Here is a 19,784-nt window from a genome sequence, read left to right as displayed (position 1 = left end):
GCCTAGCCCCGCCGCATCCAGAGGGTACCTGCGATCAGAGCGCCGCCATTGACGGCCGCCATCCACGGCAGCAGCGGCACACCCGGGATATAAAAGTATCCGATCAGCGTCAGCGCGATGATGGTCGCGCCGAGCGGCGCAAAGGCGTAGCCGAACCGAAGGCCCGCCGTCAGGTAGACCAGTGTGATGTAGACCTGCCAAAACACCGTTTGCTGGCGCGGCGAGAACCTGCCGAAATAGCAGCAGACGAGGCCGAAGGCGGCGATCAGCAGGAGCGCCAGCAGAGTGCGCCTGTCGAACAGGCGGATGCCGTTTCTCGAAAGATGATAGGCGCCGAGAACAACGAGGCCGAGAGCCGAGACGACGTAGAGTGCAAACCAGAAATACAGCCCGTCATTCACCACGAACCAGCTGTTCCAATAATAGGCCCCATAGCGCGGCCAGAACCACATCAGGACATCGTCGGCAAACGGCATCACGGCCCATATCAGCAGGACGAGACCCGCGACCAGGTAGACCTGTGACCGCTGCCCACGACGAACGGCATGCTCATTGGCGTTCAGTGCTTCAGGAGCCTGATGGCTGTCGATCACGGGCGCGCTCCTTCCTGGGTATTGGCTGCAGGCTGGTGGATGATGTCGTCGAGCCCGGGCATGCGCTAGATCCGCCGCATCCAGAGGCCGCCGAGGATCAGGCCACCGCCATTGACGAAGGCCATCCAGAGCGGGAACGCCTCGCCGATATAGAAGAAGCCGAACAGCGTCAGCGCCGTGATGCCGAGGCCGATCGCAACGAAGGCGTAGCCGAACCACAGCCCGGCGAGTGTGTAGAACAGCATGAAATAGATCGGCCAGAACGTTCCCAGCTGGCGCGGACCAAAATGACCGACGACGTTGGTGACGAAATAACCGAAGGCGAAGAACAGCGCGAATACCAGGAACAGCCTGATGCCAACGCCGGCGCCAAAGGGGTGGCTTTTCGGATCGAGCACGCGAAGTGCAATCAGGCCACCGACGCCGAAAACATCCGCGGCAACCCAGGCGTAGGCCGCGTAGATCGGCCAAAGCCAGGTCACGAGATTGGCTGCGAACACCAAGACGCCCCACCAGACCGCGGCGAGGCTCGCCAGCTCATAGAGCTGCGATTGCTTCACGCGCTGGACGATATCGTCGATATCGGCCAGCGCTGCGGACGCCTCCCTGCTGTCGATCATGACTGCCCTGCCCCGCGCGTTGCCACGTCCTCGGCGATCACCGAGATCGCCTTCGGATGGGTGACGATGCCCATATGATTGATGCCGTCAATGACCTTGACGTCGACCGACGGCTTCACCGCCTGCACGGTCTGCGCATATTTGTCCGAGATCATCATCTCGTCATCAGTGCCGCCGAAGATGGTGATCGGACGCGTGGTTGCCGGCAGATCGACGCGATAGCCGCGCGTCGCGAAATTGCGCGTCAGGCGATCGGAATAGGTGGAGACGAGGTACTTCGCCGAGCTCGGCGGTACCGCCAGGGCCAGCACCGGAAGCTGCGAGCAGCAGTCGATGCCGAGCTTGCGCAGCGCCGTCAGACCGAAGAAGCGCGGGACATTGAAACTGGCCCAGCCGCCTGCGTTCGGCCTGTTGGTCGGTGCGTCATAGCCGAGATAGGGCGCGAGCAGCACGGTGCGCACGAACATGTCCTGCATGATCGGCGTCGCGGCGATGCGCAGCGAGAAGCCGGCGCCGGCCGAATGGCCGATCAGAGTGAGCGGCAGATCCGGCGCGGTCTTGCGAACTTCGGCAACGAAATCGACGAGATCGTCCTCGAGCTGGCCGACATAGCCGATATCGCCGCGGGTGCCGGAGCCGCCATGGCCGCGGATGTCGAGCGCCCAGGTCTCCACCCCGCGCGCGGCGATCGCGTGGGTCAGCGCGTGGTTGACGGTGCCGCTGGAGCCGGAGGAGCCATGGATGAAGATCGCGCCGCGGCTTGCCGCCGGGCCCCCGGAGCCATTTCCGTTCCGATGGGATCGGGCTCCGGATTCTTGTTTTGACGCGTTTTCTTCACGCGAACCGGCTTCCACTTCGCTTGAAAGCGCTTTGGCCGCGTAATGGCGATAGCCGATCCAGGTGCCGTCGCGGGCCTGGAAGCGCTCCAGCGGCGGCAGGGTGGACCAGTCGATCCCCTTGGCGGAGTCGGAGACCGACCGCATCTCGGGCGGCCGCTCCAGCGGCGTTGCGATCATCGCAGTCAGGATCAGCGCCACGCCGCCGACCGCACACAGGACCCATTTCAGACCGCTCAAGACGCCGCGCAGCAACCGGACCGCCATGGCTTACCTCCCTCAGACTCATCAATCAATAGAGAACTCTATAATACAGAGTACTCTCCCAATCAATCCCTCGATTGGCGCCGCGCGGCGAAAATCCTTAACGTCAGGTCTGACCCCAAAATGCCGAATCGTTTGCCGATGCCGCCTGCGGAACAACTGAACAACGCGTTTGAATTCACCGTCTCCGAGCTCTCCCAATCCCTGAAGCGGACGGTGGAGGACACCTATGGCCATGTCCGGGTCCGCGGTGAGATCTCGGGGTTCCGCGGCGCCCACTCCTCCGGCCATTGCTATTTCGCGCTCAAGGACGAGAGCGCCAAGATCGAGGCGGTGATCTGGAAGGGCGTGCACGGCCGGATGCGCTTCAAGCCCCAGGAAGGGCTCGAGGTCATCGCCACCGGCAAGCTCACGACCTATCCGGGCTCCTCGAAATACCAGATCGTGATCGAGGCGCTGGAGCCGGCCGGCATCGGCGCGCTGATGGCGCTGATGGAGGAGCGCAAGAAGAAGCTCGCCGCGGAAGGGTTGTTCGACGAAGCGCGCAAGCAGCTGCTGCCGTGGCTGCCGGAGGTGATCGGCGTCGTGACATCACCGACCGGCGCGGTGATCCGCGACATCCTGCACCGGCTGGAGGACCGCTTCCCCCGCCGCGTGCTGGTGTGGCCGGTGAAAGTTCAGGGCGACGGCTCGGCCGAGCAGGTCGCGGCCGCCATCCGCGGCTTCAACGCGATTGCCCCGGGCGGCAAGATTCCGCGCCCCGATGTGCTGATCGTCGCGCGCGGCGGCGGCTCGCTGGAAGACCTCTGGTCGTTCAACGAGGAGATCGTGGTGCGGGCGGCAGCCGAGAGCATGATCCCGCTGATCTCGGCGGTGGGGCACGAGACCGACATCACGCTGATCGACTTCGTCGCCGACAAGCGCGCGCCGACGCCGACGGCGGCGGCCGAGATGGCCGTGCCTGTGCGCAGCGAATTGTTCGTCGAGGTCGCCGACCTCGGACGCCGCACCCGCGCCTATTGGCAGCGCGCCCAGGAAAGCCGTCGCAGCGAGCTGCGCGCCGCCGCACGCGCGCTGCCCGCGGCCGGCGATCTGCTGGCGATCCCGCGGCAGCGGCTGGATTCGGCGGGCGCATCCCTGCCCCGCTGCCTCAAGGCCAACACGCACGCGCATTTCCGCAGGTTTACCGCCGCAAGCTCAAAGCTGACGCTGCGGGTGCTGCACGGCCAGATCTCTCAGGCCGACCACCGCCTCACCGTGTGCGGCGAACGGCTTGGCCTGTCCGCGCGCTCGCTGCTGCGGCGTCGGCGCGACCGCTTTGCCGGGCTCGAGGTTCGCTTGCGCGCCTCAAAACTCTCCAATGCGCAGGCGCAGCGCAACGCGATTCTCCGCCAGCGCGAGCGCACGCATCGCCTCAGCGAGCGCGCCGGCCGCGCGCTCGTCACGTTGCTGCAGCGGCTGGAGGCCCGCGTCGAGAACAGCGGCAAGCTGCTGTCCGCACTGTCCTACCGCAGCGTGCTCGCGCGCGGCTTCGCGCTGGTGCGGGACGAGGCGGGGCATCCCGTGCATGCGGCCGACAGCATCGGGCCGAATGCGCGGCTCGAGATCGAGTTTGCCGATGGACGCGTGGGCGCGACCGCGGATGCGGATCGCCCGGCGCCAACGGCCAAGCGCACGCCCGCGCAGCCAAAGTCGGCTGCGGCGGACACAAAGCCCGCGCCGAAGCGTGTGGCCAAGCCGGTGGATCAGGGCAGCTTGTTTTGAGGTGTGAGGCGCCTCTGCGATCGCAGCACTCCCAAGCCGACCCGTCATCCTGAGGTGCGAGGCTTGCGATGCGGACGCATCGCAAGGTGAGCCTCGAAGGATGTACGGCCGCGATGCAGCCGGGCCGTCGCCCTTCGAGGGCCGCTGAAGAAGCGGCCGCCTCAGGGTGACGGTGTTGGACCGATGTACTTCACCGGCACGACAATCCCGCGTCGATCGTGGTCCAGAAGCCGCAATGCTCCGGCGCGCGATGTGGGGCGCCGGCTTGGGCCTCGTACAGGAAGATCGCGACGGTGAAGACGACCAGTGCGGAGGCGAAGAGGACGATGCGCATGAGGACTGCGTTTAATCGACATCGTGGTCGAACTAAGGCGCCCTCACCTGCTGAAACCGGCGCCGCGCGCGATCCGTAGATTCCCGATCGGCCATCACAGTCCGTGCAGGGCGGTGGTCGATGCGGGGCTGTCCGCCTGAATTTGTTCCTCGGACGGCCCCGCTTTGGAAGACCCGTAGCCCGGATGGAGCGAAAGCGTAATCCGGGTTCGTGCCACGCGCTGCGCTGTCCCGGATTGCGCTGCGCTCCATCCGGGCTACGGGACTTCCTTTACCGCGCCAGCCACTGCGCGACGTCCTTTTGCGACTCCGCGCGCGCCTCGGCATCCGTGCCGAGATGGCCGCGCTCGGGCACGGCGGCATCGTTGCTGCCGCCAGCGGCGTGCAGCGGCGTGTTGGCGCGGTCGAAATCGTGATAGGCGTCGGGATAGACCACGATGCGTGCAAGCGCGCTGCGGCCATGCGCGCCCTCGACCATCTGGCGGCAGGCCGGCGGCGAGGAGACGTCGTCATTGGCGCCGATCAGCACCAGGGTCGGCACCCGCGTGCTCCAGCCGAGACCGGCGGAGATCCGGCAGTCCGGATAGAACGCGATCGCGGCGCGGAAATCGGGCGCCAGGTCGCGCGCCGCGCTCTGCGGCCGCACGGCCCACAGCAGCGCGCTCGCGCCGTTGGCCCAGCCCATCAGGCTGACGCGATCGCGCGCCACCCAGGACTGCTTCATCAGCCAGGCGCGCGATGCTGCGACGTCGGTGACGCGCTCACGCCGCGCCTTGACGTGCATCTCCTTGACGCGGCATTGCGGCCCGAGCTCGCGCGAGCCGTAGCTGTCGGGCAATAGCACGGCATTGCCCGCCCTGAGCAGGCGCTCGGCCCAATCGCGATAGCGCGGCAGCACGGGATCGGAATGACTGCTGAGGCCGTCGCAGCCGTGCAGCGCGACCACGGCCGGAAACGGCCCCGGACCTTCAGGCTTGTAGAGCTGCGCGTGCAGCACGCCGGACGCCAGCGGAATGTCGACCGGCTGCGGCGCCGGCGCGGCATGCGCGGCGGACATCAGCAGCGTCAGAAACAGGGCGGTCAGTCGAAGGCGCATCGGACTCTGCCACAGGAGATGCCGGAACCAGCGATCCTTCGCCCAAGCACTATCACGCGGAAACGGCGGCAAAACATCACAAACCGGTGGGTTTACCGGGCGGACAAGCCGCCCTATCTATGCTACATCCCGTCCAACACATCGCCCTCCAGGGTTTCCACGGAGCGGCCTTCCACGGAGACTTTCGACCGTGCTGAACAAGTTCGGCCCCTCGGGCCATGGCGAAGCGCAAGTGCAATATCTCGACGGCGACTTCCGCGTGATCTCGCCGGGGACCTTCGTGCGCTGTGCCATCACCGACACGCGGATTCCGCTCGACGAGCTGAAGTACTGGAGCGTGGATTTGCAAGAGGCCTACGCCACACCCGCCGCCGTGCTGCAGCGGCATTTCCCCGGCGCGCCGAAACCGCAGCAATGAGCTTTCCGCTCTCGTAACTCTCGTAGGGTGGGCAAAGCGAAGCGTGCCCACGTTGTTCGTCTTGATTGCGACGAGACCGTGGGCACGGCGCTTTGCGCCTTTGCCCACCCTACGAGACCGAACGCTTGGCGTCGTTCTGCTATTGCTGCTCGGGACCATCCGCACCCACACAAGTCTTGATCGCGCTCTTCCTGGCTTCGCCGACGACCTTCTGATCGATCGCCTGCTTCAGGCAATCGAGCCGCGCCTGCGCCATGCAGAGCTGCAGCTGGTCGCGCTTGTCCTGCCCTTTCAGGCTCGCGGTCGTCGCAAGGCACGTCACGCGCTTGGTCGCAGGAACCGGCACGGTGACGGTCGGGCTTGCTGTCGGCGCGGGAGTTTGCGCGAAGACGGGCGCAACGATCAGACACACAAGGCTGGCGGCAACGGTCGCAGACGGCAGTTTCATCGAATTCTCCTGATCGTCGGGAACCGATAGGCGTTTTGCGATGAATGTCGCCTGAATGGCAGGCTGCTGCAGGGCAGGCAAAGCGTAGCAGTGCGGCGTGGCGCGAGCGGTGCAGCTTTTTTTCGCGTCATGGGATGGAGACGATGTTCGCGTGCACCTGAACCGCGAGTCTCACCGAGGAAAAGATCTCCGTGGTGCCGATCCGCGTTGCATCGAAGAATACTTGCACTCCGTAGTTAGTCATTTCGCGTTGTGGTTGGATTCTTTGTTGCAATCCGGCGCCCTTAAGTTGTTTGACGAAGTCTTGTTGAAACAGAGAGCTGCTACAGTGTTCGTTAGGTGATTGGCCCTGTTCCTTTTATCGCACAGACAATCAAGTCAACCAAACAGCCATCGAGCTTTGGAATTGGCGCAGTCTGTGAACGGGCTCATATCGAAAGAGCCATCCGACGGGCTACGATCACCTCGAAAATTTGCGGTGGAATATCTGTAAATCGAGAGTCAAACGATGGGGGTGATCATGCCCACCATATTGGACTTGCTCTATCGTGAATATTGTCGCGCCCGTCTCGCTGAAATGCGCAAACAGCTTCTGATCGCAGCTGAACGCTCCGAAGCTCTCGAAGCGCTTCGTCATCCTGCGGATCAGGTTGACGATGAGAGGACGGACGCACATCGCAAGACCGTTCACGGCCTGCCGCATTGAAGTGGCCCGCGACCGGCGATCTCTCCCGCGTAGCAGTGACCAAGCAATTGGCAACAGTTTGGGAGTGAGCAATGAATACACCCGAATGCTATACCGTCGCGGTAGCCTGCGTCTCGTGCCTGACCATTATTGGATTAATGGCCGTCGGGGCGTGGTGAGCACGACTGATTGCTGAATTGCGATACCGGTACGCGTGAAGACGACGCGCCAAGAACGGGAATCCAGAGCTTCGGTTCTGATTCAATTAGAACCGAAGCTCTAAAGCATGATCCGGAAAAGTGCGCAGCGGTTTTCCGAAAAGATCATGCTTAAACAACAACCTAAAGCGCGATGACGATTCATCCTCATCGCATCGCGCTTCAGATCCTGATGTCAGCTTCCGGGCGGGGTATACGAAGAACGCAGCTTCGCCGCGTTCTGGCGGACCTGCTTGATCTCGTCCTGCGTGAACAACCTGGTCAGTTTCACATTCTGCAGGGTGCCTGCGGTGACGGTCAGGCCGGAAATGGCCGGCGCCGCACCCGGATCAGGCACATCGAAAATTACCAAAACGCCTGGACCGTCGGCCGCAACGCTGTACATCGAAAGCAGCTTTCCGCCGGCCGCTTCGATGAGCTTTCGTGCCGCCTCCTGGCGATCGGTGGTGGGATTCTCCAAAATGGCATTGAGAGCGCGTGGGGTGTATTGTCCGGTGAGGCAAAAATGCATGGCATGTTCTCCTCTGGTTTTTGGCAATGATTTTCCCTGCCGTTCCGAACTGATCGTTACGGCCGCTGCATCTGAGTGATGAAGGTACTGCCCGCCGTGGGCATAAACGCCGTCGATGATTTCCGGGAGGTCGGCACGTCCCGGTGACGGCTCTCATCAAAGGCTACATCAACTCCCGAACGTGCGGAAGAGAATTCATCAGCCGCGACATGTCGCCCGATCAGTTGTCGAATACCGCATGGCGATGGATGAATTGTTTTTCCATCCTCCGCTCTTTGGCTACGGCGGACTAGCTTACCCACCAAACGAGATCATCGCCTGCTGAACCGCCGCTCGCGCGCCTTGTAGAGATGATCGCTGATCAATTGCCGGAGCGCTGTCGGATCATCGAATTCGAGCTGCACAGCGAACGGCACGATGCTAGCAGGCAGTCCCTCGCGGCCGCGGAGGCGCGCGAGATCCTTTTCCGTCGTCACCAGCGTGTGCTGCTCGCGCTGCGCCTCCGCTGCGAGCGCTGCGATCTCGTCGTTTGAAAACATGTGATGATCGGCGAAGGCGCGCGTGCGCGCGACCTCGATGCCACAGGCGCGCAAGCTGCGGAAGAATCGTTCGGGATCGCCAATGCCCGCGAATGCGAACACCGGCTTGCCCAACAGTCTTGCGACCGACCCGGCGTCCGGCCTCAGACGCGCGCGCAGCTCCGGCTTGTCGCGCTTGGCAAGCTCGGCCGCGACATCGTTGGCGGCACGGCCGTCGCCGATCAGCACCAGCGCATCGGTGCGCGCGAGCTGCGTCTTCAGCGGCGCGCGCAGCGGGCCGGCCGGAAACACCTTGCCATTGCCGAGGCCACGTTCGCTATCGATCACGATCAGCGAAGTGTCCTTGACCAGGCGCGGGTTCTGGAAACCGTCGTCCATCAGGATGACGGTGGCGCCTTGCGACTTCGCCAGCGCGACACCCTCGAGGCGATCCCGCGCGACCGCGACCGGGACGTCGCGCGCCATCATCAAGGGCTCATCGCCGATGTCGGACGCGGTGTGGCGCGCGGGGTCGACCATGACCGGGCCCTGCAGGCGTCCGCCATAGCCGCGACTGAGCACCACCGGGGTCTCGCCGAGCTCGCGCAAAAGCTTCGTCAGCGCCAACACGGTCGGTGTCTTGCCGGCGCCGCCGACATGATAATTGCCGACGCAGATCACGGGGATGCCGGCATCCACGCCCTTGCGCAGCATGCGCCGTTCGGTGATTGCGCCATAGAGCGCTCCGAGCGGCCATAACACGTACGACTGGAGGGAACGTGGCCGGTACCAGAAGGCCGGCTCACGCATTGGCGGCTCCCATCTCGATCCGCAGCTGCAGCAGATACGGCTCGAGCGCGATCATGGTGCGATCGAGTGCGCCGCCGAGATCCTCGACCACGCCGCTGCCCGCGCGCTGCATCTTGTCGCGCAAGGCGGGATCGGCCAGCAGCTGGCCGAGCTGCTTGACCAGCGCCTCCTGCGTGTCGGCCTGGCGCGCACCGCCGCTGCCGTCGAGCGCCTCATAGACATCGGCGAAGTTGAAGACGTGCGGGCCATGGACGATCGCGGCACCGAGCTTGATCGCCTCGATCGGGTTCTGGCCGCCATGGCGGATCAGCGATCCGCCCATGAACACGATCGGCGACAGCCGGTAGAACAGGCCGAGCTCGCCCATGGTGTCGGCGACATAGATGTCGGTGGTCGCGGTCGGCAGCTCCTCGCGTGAGCGCAATGCCGGCTTCAGGCCCGAGGCGGTGATCAAGCCAGCAATCGAGGAGCCGCGATCGGGATGGCGCGGCACGATCACGGTGAGGAGCTGCGGGAAGAAGCCGGCGAGGCTGCGATGCGCCGCGACCAGCATCTCGTCCTCGCCCGGGTGGGTCGAGGCCGCGACGATGATGGGGCGCCCGCGCGTCATCGCCATCAGCCGTTCGAGCTTGGCGGGATCGGCCGGCGGCGCCGGCACGTCGAGCTTGAGATTGCCCGTGGTGACGACGTCGCGGCCGCCGAGCGCGGAGAAACGCTCGGCATCGGTCTTCGACTGCGCCAGGCAAATGTCGAACCGCGACAGCAGCGCCGAGATGGTGCCGTGCATGCGGCGCCAGCGCGGGAAGGAGCGCGGCGACATCCGCCCGTTGATCAGCACCATCGGCACCCGGCGGCTAGCGCCCGCCAGGATCAGGTTCGGCCACAGATCGGATTCGATGAACAGCGCCAGCGACGGCTTCCAATGATCGAGGAAGCGCGCGACATAGCGCGGGGAATCATACGGCACGTATTGATGGATGACGTCGGGCGGAAACCGCTTTGCGACCACGGCGGCCGAGGTGACGGTGCCCGAGGTGAGCAGGATGCGCAGATTGAGATCGCGCAACCGCTCGACCAGCGCCGCAGCGGCCAGCACCTCGCCGACACTGGCGCCGTGGATCCAGACCAGCGGACCATGCGGCCGCACGTCCCGGGACAGGCCGCGCCGCTCGCCGACGCGCGCGGGATCCTCCTTGCCCTGCTTCAGCCGCCGCTTGATCAGCGCCGGCGCAAGCGGCACCAGGCCGGAGGCCAGCCGCTGATACATCCGCAGCGTCATCGGCAACGAATTAGGCATCTTCCGGTCCCGGGCGGCCGAGTTGCGCATAGGCGCGGCGGGTCGCCTCGTTCAACGTGTCTTCCAGCTCCTGCCGCAACGCTTCCATCATGGCGGCGTCGGCATCTGCGGGAACGTGGATTTCCTTGATGCCGACCAATGCGCCCCGCCCGAATGGCAAATTGATGGTGGTGCGGTCCCAGTTCTTGAGCCGGACGAAGCGGCTGGTCGCCATCGCGAAAGGCATGATCGGCCGCCCCGATTCCCGTGCCAGCATGATAATGCCTAGCCCGGCCACGCGCGAGCGCTTGGGGACATCGGCGGTCAGCGCGACATTACAACCGGTCTGGAGCGTGCGCACCATTTCCTTGAAGGCGCCGACCCCGCCCTTGCGGTGGAAGGCGCCGCCATGATCGCCGGAACCGCGGATGGTGCCGATGCCGAGCCGCTCGGCGGCGATCGCATTGAACTCGCCGTCGCGGTGGCGGGAGATCAGGACCTTGGCGCGATAGGAAGCCTTGTTCTGGTTCTTGATGAAGGGCGTGAGGAAATGCTGGCCGTGCCAGAACGCGAAGATCGCAGGGAGCTGCGGCTCAACCTGCGCATAGACGTCGGGCGGATCCAACGTGAATTTGTTGGTCCGCCAGACCAGACGCAGATATTCGGCCGCCAGGACCCCGACGGCACGCTGAACGAAGCTGCTTCGCAGCGTATTGCGAAGCAGTTTTTTCAACGCGCCGGTTCTTGATTCGGGTCGAGCAACCGGTGGAGGTGGACGATGAAATAGCGCATCTGCGCGTTGTCGACCGTGCTCTGCGCCTTGGCCCGCCAGGCGGCATGGGCGGTCGCATAATTCGGATAGAGGCCGACGATCTCGACGTCGTCGAGATTCTTGAAGGTGTTGTGCTCGAGATCGACGAGCTCACCGCCGATGACGAGGTGAAGCAGTTGTTGCGGGGCACTATCTGGCATGAGTTCTGTTCCTAACGGGCTGCCCGGCAAAAGCAGTGTTCGACGAGCACGACGAAAAGCGCTTTAGGCCAAGGGGCGGTTTCGAAAATGCGCGACAATGCCCGCATGACGATCGCGTCCCGCTGCCACCAGCACCCCGTGCGCCACTTCCCGGCGGTTATAGAGGATGGGTTCTCCGGAGAGGTCGCTCATCCTACCATCGGCTTCCTGCACGATCAAATCGGCCGCCGCAAGGTCCCAATCATGGCTGTTGCCCCCCGCAAAAGCCGCATCCAGCGCGCCATGGGCGACCCGGCACAGGCGCAGCGCGAGCGAGCCGATTCGCGGATGCAGCTTGATCTCGCCGCCTGATCTGTTGAGCCGCTCGACCATCGGTTTCGGGCCTGCGATGCGGGAGAAGTCGAGCGCGGATCCGGGCGAAGCCTGCACGGCTGCGCCGTTGAGCGTGGTGCCCTGGCCGCGTGCGGCGAAGAAGAACTCGCCGCTCGTCGGCGCGAACACCGCGGCCAGCACCGGCGCGGCATCCTCGACCAGCGCGACGCTGACGCACCAATCGTCGTGGCCGTTGAGATAGTTGCGCGTGCCGTCGATGGGATCGACGATCCAGGTCAGCCGCCGCGACAGCCGGGCAGCGTCGTCGGCGCTCTCCTCCGAGAGCCAGCCGTAATCCGGCGTCGCGATGCGCAGGCGCGCTTCGAGCAGGTCGTTGACGGCAATGTCGGCTTCGGAGACCGGCGAGGATGCGCCCTTGGTCCACTTCTTCAGTTCTGTACGAAACATCGACTGCGCCAGCGCACCCGCCTCGCGCACCGTATCCTGCAGCAGGGCCGCGTCGCGCGTCAGGATGGTCTCGCCCGGGGCGTTCGCCTCAACGTCCGCCAAGCGTCAATCCCTCGATGCGCACCGTCGGCGCATTGATGCCGTAGCGGAACTCGAGATTGTTCGCGGGCTGCATCGACTTGAAGATCTCGAACAGATGGCCGGCGATCGTCACCTCGCTGACGGGATAGGTGATCTCGCCGTTCTCGATCCAGAAGCCGGAGGCGCCGCGGCTGTAATCGCCGGTGACGCCGTTCACGCCGGAGCCGATCAGATCGGTGACGTAGAAGCCCTGCTTGATGTCGGCGATCAGCTCGGCCGGGCTCGGTGTGCCAGGCTCGAGATGCAAATTGTACGGCCCGGGCGAAGGCGAGGAGGAGACGCCGCGATGGGCGTGGCCGGTGGTGGCAAGGCCGAGCTCGCGCGCAGTGGCGCAGTCGAGCAGCCAGGTCGTCAGCACGCCCTCGTCGATCAGCGCGATCTTCTTCACGGCAACGCCTTCGGCGTCGAACGTCTGCGAGCGCAGGCCGCGCTTGCGCAGGGGATCGTCGATGATGCGGATGTTCTTCGCAAACAGCTGCTGGCCGAGCTTGTCCTTGAGGAAACTGGTCTTGCGCGCAATCGAGGCGCCGTTGATGGCGCCGACGACATGGCCGACCAGGGAGCCGGCGACGCGGGGATCGAACACGACGGGCACCTTGCAGGTCTCGACCTTGCGCGGATTGGAGCGCGCCACGGTGCGCTCGCCGGCGGAACGGCCGACGATCTCCGGCGACAACAGGTCCGCGCCATGCGGCGCCGAGGTGAAGTCGTAATCGCGCTCCATGCCGGTGCCTTCGCCCGAGATGGCGGTGGCCGAGATGCCCTGGCTGGAGCGCAAATAGGAGCCGTGGAAGCCGGTCGAGGTGACCAGCACCATGCCGCCCATGCCCGCGGAGGCCGAGGCGCCGCCGGATTTGGTGACGCCCTTCACGGCGAGCGCGGCAGCTTCGGCCGCGAGTGCGCGGCGCTCGAGCTCGCTGGTGGCAGGCACATCGGGATCGAGCAGATCGAGATCGGGGAAGTCGCGTGCGAGCAGCGCGGGATCGGCGAGCCCGACATATTTGTCGTCGGGCGCGACGCGCGCCATAGCGACCGCGCGTTCGGCGAGCTTGGTCACGGCATCGCCGCTGACGTCGTTGGTCGAGACCACCGCCTGGCGCTGGCCGACCAGTACCCGCAGGCCGACGTCGTCGCCCTCGGAGCGCTCGGATTCCTCGACGCGTCCGTCGCGCACCTCGACGCCTTGCGAGACGCCGCGCACCGCGACCGCGTCGGCCGCATCCGCGCCGGCGCGCTTGGCCGCCTCCACCAGCCGCTGCGCCAGATCCGACAAAGCGGACTGGTCGAACAGGTCGCGGCTGGCCTTTGACCTCTTGGAGGAATCCTTGGACGAAAGCGTCGAGCTTGCGGATGGTGAAGAGTTCACGAACGAAATCCTGTTGGGGCGGGGGTTCGGGACCGGAACCCACAGATGTGCCCTGATCGCGCGGACTTCAAGCATTTTCAGCCCGCCAAAAGCTCAGATTCGCACCTTTGGCGCAACGTCTCGTCAATCATGCGCGCCAAGGTCTTGTCAATCATGAGCAGCAGTGACGGTGGGTTAACCAGCCTTTTTAAGCGGTTTCGGAAAGCGGCGCGCTAAGGTCCTCGCATCGACCGGGAACATAATCCCGGCGGGGAGAACTAAAGCCGTGAGGCGTCAAACAGCAACATGCGGGGTCGCTCCCGCCGGGTCGAGCCGCTCTCTGCGGCTCGACCCCCTTTCCCTTCCGGTCCGCTTCGATGCGCACGATCCGCGCGCCGACGGACATGTCAGGCAGATCGAGCTTCATCGCGAACGCGTCGTGCTTCGCCGTGCCGTTCGCGGCATGCAGATGGCGATCAACGTCCGCGTCAGCGACTTCACAGGCGTCGCACTGCGCGGCAATGACGAAGCGCAGGCCATCGTCCTGGTGCATCGCGATCCCTCGCTCTCCGTTCCGCTGCTCGTCGGCGCCGACGGCGAGGAGCTCGTCGAGGCCTTGGCGATCTGGAGCGAGCTGTTCGCGCTTCCGCAGCTCGACGAAGGCGCGCGCAAGCCCGCGGCCCGCCGCCGCCGCGCCAATGCGATCCGCGCCCGCCGTCCGAAATTCCTGATGCGCCGCCGTGTTGCGATGGCGCGGGAGCTGTCGGTTCATCGCGAAGAACGCGAGATCATCGCGAGGAATTAAACGGCATTCACAGGTGCCGTAGGGTGGGCAAAGCGAAGCGTGCCCACCTTTTTGTCAATCATTGAGAGCTCGTGGGCACGGCGCAAGTGCGCCTTTGCCCACCCTACGGGAGCTACGCCCGCATCACCGCGTCGGCGAGCAATCCTGCAAACAGCAACAGACCCGCATCCCTGTTCGACTTGAACAAGCGCAAACACAGCTCGGGATCATCGATCCGCAAGCGCACGATCTGCGAGGCCAGGTGCGCGGCGAAGGCGGCAAGCCCGAGCCAGGCCGGCCAGCGCGCATCGCCTGAGGCCAGCGCGACACCGATCAGCATCACAGCGAGCCCGTAGAACAGGATCAGCGCCTGGTGCGTATGCGCGCCGAACAGGCGCGCGGTGGACTTGATGCCGATCAGCGCGTCGTCGTCGGCGTCCTGATGCGCGTAGATCGTGTCATAGCCAATCACCCATGAAATCGCGCCGGCATAGAGCACCATCGCGGTGACGTCGATGCGGCCGAAGGTGACGGCAAATCCCATCAGGGCGCCCCAGGAGAAGGCAAGCCCGAGCACGATCTGCGGCCACCAGGTGATGCGCTTCATGAAGGGGTAGATCGCGACGATCAGGAGCGAGGCGATGCCGGTCGCAATCGCGAAGCGGTTGAACTGCAGCAGCACGATAAGGCCGATCAGCGCCTGCACGACCATCCAAGCCAGCGCCTGCTTCGTGCTCACCTGCCCCGACGGCAGCGGCCGCGAGCGGGTGCGCTCGACCTTGTCGTCGAGGTCGCGGTCGGTGATGTCATTCCAGGTGCAGCCCGCTCCGCGCATCACGAAGGCGCCGATGAAGAACAGCACGATGGTGAGCGGCAGTCCGCGGACGTCATGCGCCATGCCGCTCGCGAGCGCCGCCGACCACCAGCACGGCATCAACAGCAGCCAGGAGCCGATCGGACGATCGAAGCGGGACAATCGCAAATAGGGCCGCGCCCATGGCGGCGCCAGCGTATCAACCCAGTTGCCGGTGGAATCGGCAACGCGGGCGGATGTGCTAGTGTCCAGTTTTCGAAGTTCGTATTCCATCGCGGCGTATCCCGGTACGAACTTCGAAAACTACAAGGGCACTAGCAAGAAACTATAATTCACGTGCCGCTTATCGAATTGAAGTTCTCATGAGGATCTCGCGGCAAACACCGTAGGAACTTCAAATCGGCGGCACGTGTATCATCGGGTCAGGACGTTGCCGTTGAGCGTGTCGAAGGTGCTGCCGCCCTTCTTGCCGGCATTGGCCTCAGGCGCCGAGCCTGAACCTAGCACCTCGCTCAACGACGGGCCGGCCGGACCGCGCGGCTGGTTCTGCATCTGCTGCGCGACGTTGCAGACCTTCGTCGCCATGGCCTCGGTATTCTTGTGACCGTCCTTCATCTGCGCGCCGATCTGCGGCGGGATTCCGCATTTGGCGGCGTGGGACTCGATGTACTTGATCATCTTGGTCTCAGCCTGGCTGAAATTGCGGATCAGCTTGCAGGCTTCGTCCGGCGGCGCATGACGGTCGCTCGCGGCCTTGATCAGCTTGCCGCGCTTCTCGGCTTCCTCGCGCAGAGGAATGAAAGCCTTCATGCAGTCCTCGCCGGGGCCGCCCTGGGTCGGCGGGGCCGCGCTGAATGCGCCAGCGCCGCCGACGGGCGCGGCGCCGTTCACGGGAAAGGACGATTGCGGTGCCGTGCCGACCGAAGCGGTCGGCGCCGAGCCGTTCACCGGGGGAAACGCGGAACTGGTGGCGGCCTGGTTCGGCAGCGGCGCCGGGAAGGCGCTTTGCGCATAGGCGCCCGCGGTGCTCAGGGTGACCATGGCGGCAGTGATCGGAACCATCAAATGACGGATCATCAGGATAGTCTCTCCGGCAGGAGCTACGGGGTTCAGCGTCTTCCCAATTGAAGCGCAACCAGCGTGTTCGCGTTTTTACGATTCCCGCCGGCGCTTAACAACCCGTTGAATAGGGCAATAGCGCGGCGCGGGGACGCACCATTTCGGCAATATTTACCCCCGGAAAGGCTGCTTTCGGTTAAGAACGGCCCCAAATCGGACTCCTGAACGATGCCCTCCCACGATTTTCGCGCTCCCCGCCTGTTCGTCGACGCTCCCCTTGCCCAGGACGCCAGGATCCCGCTCGACCGCGACCAGAGCAATTATCTCGGCAATGTGCTGCGGCTTGCCGCCGGGGCCGAGGTTTTGGCCTTCAACGGCCGCGACGGGGAGTGGCAGGCCGCCATCGAAGGTCGCAAGCGTCCGGACGGCCTCGTGATCCTGCAGCAGACCCGGCCCCAGGACGGGCTGCCTGACGTCGCCTACGTTTTCGCCCCGCTCAAGCATGCCCGGCTGGATTACATGGTCCAGAAGGCCATCGAGATGGGCGCCGCCGGCCTGCAGCCGGTCCTGACCCGGTTCACCCAGGCCTCCCGGGTCAACACCGAGCGGATGCGCGCCAATGTCGTCGAGGCGGCCGAGCAATGCGGCATCCTGAGCATCGCCACGGTCGCCGAGCCGGTGCCGCTGGAGCGGTATCTCAGTCAGCGCCCCGCGGGCCGCCTGCTGATCTTCTGCGACGAGGCGGCGGAGCTGCAAAACCCGGTTCAAAGCCTGCAAAACGCCCGCGAGGCCGGACAGGGGATCGACGTGCTGATCGGCCCCGAAGGCGGCTTTGCCGAAGAGGAGCGCGCCCTGCTGCTGCGGCAGCCCAAGATCCTCCGGCTGGCGCTCGGCCCGCGGATCATGCGGGCCGATACCGCCGCCGTGGCCGCGCTGGCGCTGGTGCAGGCGGTGCTGGGTGATTGGGGTGGCAAGACCGGCATCTGACAAGGCTCGATTGGCAGCCGCAGGGGAGACGCGCCCCCTCTCCCGCTTGCGGGGGAGGGTTGGGGTGGGGGTGCCTCCGCGTCGGGATTGTCTGAGGCTTAGGGAGAAATTCCCCTAGCGGAAAGAGCCCCCACCCGGCGCTTCGCGCCGACCTCCCCCGCAAGCGGGAGAGGTTGAGCGAGCCCGCGGCGGCCCAGGTGGCTCCCCTCGCGCGTCGAGAACGTCCATTGCCCGTCCATTAAGCGATTGATCCTTTGGAGGTCGAAACCGCGCATCGACCATGCTAAGGGCTGCGCAATTCGCTTGCCTCCCCTTGCCTGCCCGGTTCCACCGGGACGATGGACCCCAATTATGACCGCGACTGCCACCTCAAATGCTGCCGGCTCCGCCGCCTGGGCGGATACGCTGCTGTTGTCGTTCGCGCAGGCCGGTTACGTCAGGGCCGAGCCCGCCATCCTGCAACCGGCCGAGCCGTTCCTGGACCTCTCCGGCGAGGATATCCGCAAGAGCCTATACCTGACCACGGACCTCACGGGCGAGGAGCTGTGCCTGCGCCCGGACCTGACCATTCCGGTGGCGCGCGACTACCTGAGCTCCGGTCGTGCCGGCCAGCCGGCCGGGTTCAGCTATCTCGGCCCGGTGTTCCGCTACCGCAGCGGCCAGGCCAGCGAATTCCTGCAGGCCGGCATCGAATCATTCGGCCGCCAGGACCGCGCCGCCGCCGACGCCGAGACGTTGGCGCTCGGGCTCGAAGCAACCGCGGCCTTCGGTGTCCGCGACGTCGAGATCCGCACCGGCGACGTGGCGCTGTTCAATGCGCTGCTCGATGCGCTCGACCTCTATCCGGTCTGGCGGCGCCGCCTGGTCAAGGACTTCAACCGCAAGATCAGCCTCGAAGAGGATCTGGAACGGCTGGCGGCCGCGACCACGGCGACCCGCAGCGAATATGAGGGCGTGCTCGCCGCCCTCGCCGGCTCCGACCGCAAGGCAGCGCTCGCCTTCGTCACCGATCTGATGTCGATCGCCGGCACCACCAATGTCGGGGGACGCACCACGGCCGAGATCGCCGATCGCTTCCTCGAGCAATCGACGCTGAAGGGCGGCGCGCTGCCGCGCGAGGCGATCACCGTGCTCAAGCGCTTCCTGACGATCGCAGGCAATCCCGACGATGCCATCGCCGAGCTGCGCGCGCTCACTGCCGACGCCAAGCTCGACCTCACGGCTGCGATCGACCAGTTCGAGAGCCGGGTCGGCTTCATGGCGGCGCGCGGCATCGACGTGAAGCAGACGCGCTTCTCGACCGCGTTCGGGCGCGGGCTCGACTATTACACCGGCTTCGAATTCGAGCTGCACCACCGGGGCAACGGCGCCGAGCCGCTGGTTGCCGGCGGCCGCTATGACGGGCTGATGACCCAGCTGGGATCGCCTGAACCGATCCCTGCGGTCGGCTTCTCGGTCTGGGTGGACGCGCTGACGAAGATCGGCCGCAAGGTGGGAGCTTAAGTCATGAGCGCGCCATTCGTTCTGGCCGTTCCCTCCAAGGGTCGCCTTCAGGAAAACACCGAAGCCTTCTTCGCCCGTGCCGGCCTCAAGCTGTCGAAGGCCGGCGGCGCCCGCGACTATCGCGGCACGCTTGCAGGCCTCGACCATGTCGAGGTCGCCTATCTCTCGGCGAGCGAGATCGCCTCGCAACTGTCGCGCGGTCTTGCGCATCTCGGCGTCACCGGCGAAGACCTGGTGCGCGAGAACATCGCGGACGCCGACAAGCGCGTGTCGCTGATCGATGGGCTCGGCTTCGGCTATGCCGACGTCGTCGTCGCGGTGCCGCAGGCCTGGATCGACGTTCGCACCATGGCCGACCTCGACGACGTCACCACCGGCTTCCGCGAGCAGCATCACATGCGGATGCGGGTCGCGACCAAGTTCATCAACCTCACCCGCACCTTCTTCCAGAGCCACGGCATCACCGATTACCGCATCGTCGAGAGTAGCGGCGCGACCGAAGGCGCGCCGGCGGCCGGCAGCGCCGAGCTGATCGTCGACATCACCACCACGGGCGCGACGCTTGCCGCCAACGGCTTGCGGGTGCTCGACGACGGCGTGATCCTGCGCAGCCAGGCCAATCTGGTCGCCTCGAAAGAGGCCGACTGGACGCCGCAGGCGCGGGAGACCGCGCGCGTCATCCTCGATCACATCGCAGCAAGGGCGCGGGCCAACAAATATCGCGAGGTCCGCACCCGCTTCCGGCAATGCGACGCCGCCCTGCTCGGCGAAGCCCACAGCCGGTATGGCGTCGAGGCTCCGTTCGGCGGGCCGACCTCGTCAGGCATGCTGACGCTGCACTGCCCACCGGGGCAGCTCTATGCGCTGGCAAGCTTCCTGCGCGAGCATGGCGCCGAAACCGTCTCGGTGGTTTCGCTCGACTACGTGTTCGACCGGGAGAACCCGCTGTTCGCCAAGCTCGAGGCGTTCCTGCGGCGGTGAGCCCTGGGACGTTCGGCTTTTCGTTCAG

22 protein-coding genes are annotated in these 19,784 nt (G+C 65.3%); 7 read left to right on the top strand and 15 right to left on the bottom strand.

Annotated elements, in window-relative coordinates:
- Nucleotides 1-2: 2 nt before the first annotated feature.
- From GGD65_RS23860 to GGD65_RS23850, 3 genes are all read right to left on the bottom strand, one after another.
- Complete coding sequence (locus tag GGD65_RS23860; protein ID WP_183236794.1) at nt 3-593, bottom strand: hypothetical protein; 591 nt, start codon at nt 591-593, stop codon at nt 3-5.
- A 65-nt stretch (nt 594-658) separates the two neighbouring features.
- Entirely contained in the window at nt 659-1,213 is a 555-nt protein-coding gene (locus tag GGD65_RS23855) for a hypothetical protein (protein WP_183236793.1), read from the bottom strand.
- A complete protein-coding gene (locus GGD65_RS23850; RefSeq protein WP_183236792.1) occupies nt 1,210-2,316 on the bottom strand; it encodes an alpha/beta hydrolase in 1,107 nt (368 codons plus the stop codon). Before GGD65_RS23850 ends, GGD65_RS23855 begins: the two co-directional genes overlap by 4 nt.
- A gap of 138 nt (nt 2,317-2,454) precedes the next feature.
- Between GGD65_RS23850 and xseA the strand changes: the two genes are divergently transcribed.
- Entirely contained in the window at nt 2,455-4,077 is a 1,623-nt protein-coding gene (xseA, locus tag GGD65_RS23845) for an exodeoxyribonuclease VII large subunit (RefSeq protein ID WP_183236935.1), read from the top strand.
- Nucleotides 4,078-4,267: 190 nt separating this feature from the next.
- On the opposite strand, the gene GGD65_RS23840 is transcribed toward xseA, so the two are convergent.
- Entirely contained in the window at nt 4,268-4,411 is a 144-nt protein-coding gene (locus GGD65_RS23840; protein WP_183236791.1) for a hypothetical protein, read from the bottom strand.
- 270 nt (nt 4,412-4,681) lie between these two features.
- Nucleotides 4,682-5,506: a dienelactone hydrolase family protein gene (locus GGD65_RS23835; protein ID WP_018321927.1), complete on the bottom strand. Its 825-nt coding sequence runs from the start codon at nt 5,504-5,506 to the stop codon at nt 4,682-4,684.
- Nucleotides 5,507-5,696: 190 nt separating this feature from the next.
- Between GGD65_RS23835 and GGD65_RS23830 the strand changes: the two genes are divergently transcribed.
- Complete coding sequence (locus GGD65_RS23830) at nt 5,697-5,924, top strand: DUF2093 domain-containing protein (RefSeq protein ID WP_018321926.1); 228 nt, start codon at nt 5,697-5,699, stop codon at nt 5,922-5,924.
- A gap of 139 nt (nt 5,925-6,063) precedes the next feature.
- On the opposite strand, the gene GGD65_RS23825 is transcribed toward GGD65_RS23830, so the two are convergent.
- Complete coding sequence (locus GGD65_RS23825) at nt 6,064-6,372, bottom strand: hypothetical protein (protein ID WP_026202638.1); 309 nt, start codon at nt 6,370-6,372, stop codon at nt 6,064-6,066.
- Between the two features lie 508 nt (nt 6,373-6,880).
- Here GGD65_RS23825 and GGD65_RS23820 point away from each other — a divergent pair.
- Entirely contained in the window at nt 6,881-7,078 is a 198-nt protein-coding gene (locus GGD65_RS23820; RefSeq protein WP_084674967.1) for a hypothetical protein, read from the top strand.
- Nucleotides 7,079-7,450: 372 nt separating this feature from the next.
- On the opposite strand, the gene GGD65_RS23815 is transcribed toward GGD65_RS23820, so the two are convergent.
- The 7 genes from GGD65_RS23815 to GGD65_RS23785 all read right to left on the bottom strand — a co-directional run bounded on the left by GGD65_RS23815 (nt 7,451) and on the right by GGD65_RS23785 (nt 13,649).
- Nucleotides 7,451-7,786 (bottom strand): GYD domain-containing protein, encoded by a 336-nt coding sequence (locus GGD65_RS23815; protein ID WP_018321923.1) that lies wholly within the window; start codon nt 7,784-7,786, stop codon nt 7,451-7,453.
- Nucleotides 7,787-8,097: 311 nt separating this feature from the next.
- Nucleotides 8,098-9,114 carry a tetraacyldisaccharide 4'-kinase gene (gene lpxK, locus GGD65_RS23810; protein ID WP_183236790.1) on the bottom strand — a complete coding sequence of 339 codons (1,017 nt, stop codon included), beginning with the start codon at nt 9,112-9,114 and terminating at the stop codon, nt 8,098-8,100.
- Nucleotides 9,107-10,441: a 3-deoxy-D-manno-octulosonic acid transferase gene (locus tag GGD65_RS23805; RefSeq protein WP_183236789.1), complete on the bottom strand. Its 1,335-nt coding sequence runs from the start codon at nt 10,439-10,441 to the stop codon at nt 9,107-9,109. Before GGD65_RS23805 ends, lpxK begins: the two co-directional genes overlap by 8 nt.
- Nucleotides 10,404-11,123 carry a lysophospholipid acyltransferase family protein gene (locus GGD65_RS23800; protein WP_018321920.1) on the bottom strand — a complete coding sequence of 240 codons (720 nt, stop codon included), beginning with the start codon at nt 11,121-11,123 and terminating at the stop codon, nt 10,404-10,406. Before GGD65_RS23800 ends, GGD65_RS23805 begins: the two co-directional genes overlap by 38 nt.
- Nucleotides 11,120-11,362 (bottom strand): DUF4170 domain-containing protein, encoded by a 243-nt coding sequence (locus GGD65_RS23795; RefSeq protein ID WP_018648410.1) that lies wholly within the window; start codon nt 11,360-11,362, stop codon nt 11,120-11,122. The genes GGD65_RS23800 and GGD65_RS23795 overlap by 4 nt, the downstream gene beginning before the upstream one ends.
- Nucleotides 11,363-11,425: 63 nt before the next feature.
- Entirely contained in the window at nt 11,426-12,244 is an 819-nt protein-coding gene (locus GGD65_RS23790) for a 3'(2'),5'-bisphosphate nucleotidase CysQ (RefSeq protein WP_183233347.1), read from the bottom strand.
- Nucleotides 12,231-13,649 (bottom strand): TldD/PmbA family protein, encoded by a 1,419-nt coding sequence (locus GGD65_RS23785; RefSeq protein ID WP_183236788.1) that lies wholly within the window; start codon nt 13,647-13,649, stop codon nt 12,231-12,233. Before GGD65_RS23785 ends, GGD65_RS23790 begins: the two co-directional genes overlap by 14 nt.
- Before the next feature lie 265 nt (nt 13,650-13,914).
- On the opposite strand from GGD65_RS23785, the gene GGD65_RS23780 reads away from it, so the two are divergent.
- Nucleotides 13,915-14,433 (top strand): DUF6101 family protein, encoded by a 519-nt coding sequence (locus tag GGD65_RS23780; RefSeq protein WP_018321916.1) that lies wholly within the window; start codon nt 13,915-13,917, stop codon nt 14,431-14,433.
- Between the two features lie 112 nt (nt 14,434-14,545).
- Here the strand turns inward: GGD65_RS23780 and ubiA are convergent, their stop codons facing one another.
- A complete protein-coding gene (gene ubiA / locus GGD65_RS23775; RefSeq protein WP_183236787.1) occupies nt 14,546-15,499 on the bottom strand; it encodes a 4-hydroxybenzoate octaprenyltransferase in 954 nt (317 codons plus the stop codon).
- A 141-nt stretch (nt 15,500-15,640) separates the two neighbouring features.
- On the bottom strand, nt 15,641-16,303 hold the full coding sequence (locus GGD65_RS23770; RefSeq protein ID WP_018321914.1) for a hypothetical protein: 663 nt from the start codon (nt 16,301-16,303) through the stop codon (nt 15,641-15,643).
- 210 nt (nt 16,304-16,513) lie between these two features.
- Here GGD65_RS23770 and GGD65_RS23765 point away from each other — a divergent pair, with 210 nt between their 5' ends.
- From GGD65_RS23765 to hisG, 3 genes are all read left to right on the top strand, one after another.
- Complete coding sequence (locus GGD65_RS23765) at nt 16,514-17,272, top strand: 16S rRNA (uracil(1498)-N(3))-methyltransferase (RefSeq protein ID WP_183236786.1); 759 nt, start codon at nt 16,514-16,516, stop codon at nt 17,270-17,272.
- Nucleotides 17,273-17,623: 351 nt separating this feature from the next.
- Nucleotides 17,624-18,775, top strand: a complete 1,152-nt coding sequence (locus GGD65_RS23760) for an ATP phosphoribosyltransferase regulatory subunit (protein WP_183236785.1) — start codon at nt 17,624-17,626, stop codon at nt 18,773-18,775.
- Nucleotides 18,776-18,778: 3 nt separating this feature from the next.
- Nucleotides 18,779-19,756 (top strand): ATP phosphoribosyltransferase, encoded by a 978-nt coding sequence (gene hisG, locus GGD65_RS23755; RefSeq protein WP_018321910.1) that lies wholly within the window; start codon nt 18,779-18,781, stop codon nt 19,754-19,756.
- The last annotated feature ends 28 nt before the right edge of the window (nt 19,757-19,784 follow it).

The organism is Bradyrhizobium sp. CIR18 (assembly GCF_014198295.1).
GTDB lineage: Bacteria > Pseudomonadota > Alphaproteobacteria > Rhizobiales > Xanthobacteraceae > Bradyrhizobium.
This window is presented reverse-complemented; position numbering and strand designations above follow the sequence as displayed.

Excerpts from the sequence above, each read along its gene's own strand:
- GGD65_RS23855 (WP_183236793.1), bottom strand. The coding sequence starts at position 1,213 with ATGATCGACAGCAGGGAGGCGTCCGCAGCGCTGGCCGATATCGACGAT.
- GGD65_RS23850 (WP_183236792.1), bottom strand. The coding sequence starts at position 2,316 with ATGGCGGTCCGGTTGCTGCGCGGCGTCTTGAGCGGTCTGAAATGGGTC.
- xseA (WP_183236935.1), top strand. The coding sequence starts at position 2,455 with ATGCCGCCTGCGGAACAACTGAACAACGCGTTTGAATTCACCGTCTCC.
- GGD65_RS23840 (WP_183236791.1), bottom strand. The coding sequence starts at position 4,411 with ATGCGCATCGTCCTCTTCGCCTCCGCACTGGTCGTCTTCACCGTCGCG.
- GGD65_RS23835 (WP_018321927.1), bottom strand. The coding sequence starts at position 5,506 with ATGCGCCTTCGACTGACCGCCCTGTTTCTGACGCTGCTGATGTCCGCC.
- GGD65_RS23825 (WP_026202638.1), bottom strand. The coding sequence starts at position 6,372 with ATGAAACTGCCGTCTGCGACCGTTGCCGCCAGCCTTGTGTGTCTGATC.
- GGD65_RS23820 (WP_084674967.1), top strand. The coding sequence starts at position 6,881 with ATGGGGGTGATCATGCCCACCATATTGGACTTGCTCTATCGTGAATAT.
- GGD65_RS23815 (WP_018321923.1), bottom strand. The coding sequence starts at position 7,786 with ATGCATTTTTGCCTCACCGGACAATACACCCCACGCGCTCTCAATGCC.
- lpxK (WP_183236790.1), bottom strand. The coding sequence starts at position 9,114 with ATGCGTGAGCCGGCCTTCTGGTACCGGCCACGTTCCCTCCAGTCGTAC.
- GGD65_RS23805 (WP_183236789.1), bottom strand. The coding sequence starts at position 10,441 with ATGCGCAACTCGGCCGCCCGGGACCGGAAGATGCCTAATTCGTTGCCG.
- GGD65_RS23795 (WP_018648410.1), bottom strand. The coding sequence starts at position 11,362 with ATGCCAGATAGTGCCCCGCAACAACTGCTTCACCTCGTCATCGGCGGT.
- ubiA (WP_183236787.1), bottom strand. The coding sequence starts at position 15,499 with ATGGAATACGAACTTCGAAAACTGGACACTAGCACATCCGCCCGCGTT.
- GGD65_RS23770 (WP_018321914.1), bottom strand. The coding sequence starts at position 16,303 with ATGATCCGTCATTTGATGGTTCCGATCACTGCCGCCATGGTCACCCTG.
- GGD65_RS23765 (WP_183236786.1), top strand. The coding sequence starts at position 16,514 with ATGCCCTCCCACGATTTTCGCGCTCCCCGCCTGTTCGTCGACGCTCCC.
- GGD65_RS23760 (WP_183236785.1), top strand. The coding sequence starts at position 17,624 with ATGACCGCGACTGCCACCTCAAATGCTGCCGGCTCCGCCGCCTGGGCG.
- hisG (WP_018321910.1), top strand. The coding sequence starts at position 18,779 with ATGAGCGCGCCATTCGTTCTGGCCGTTCCCTCCAAGGGTCGCCTTCAG.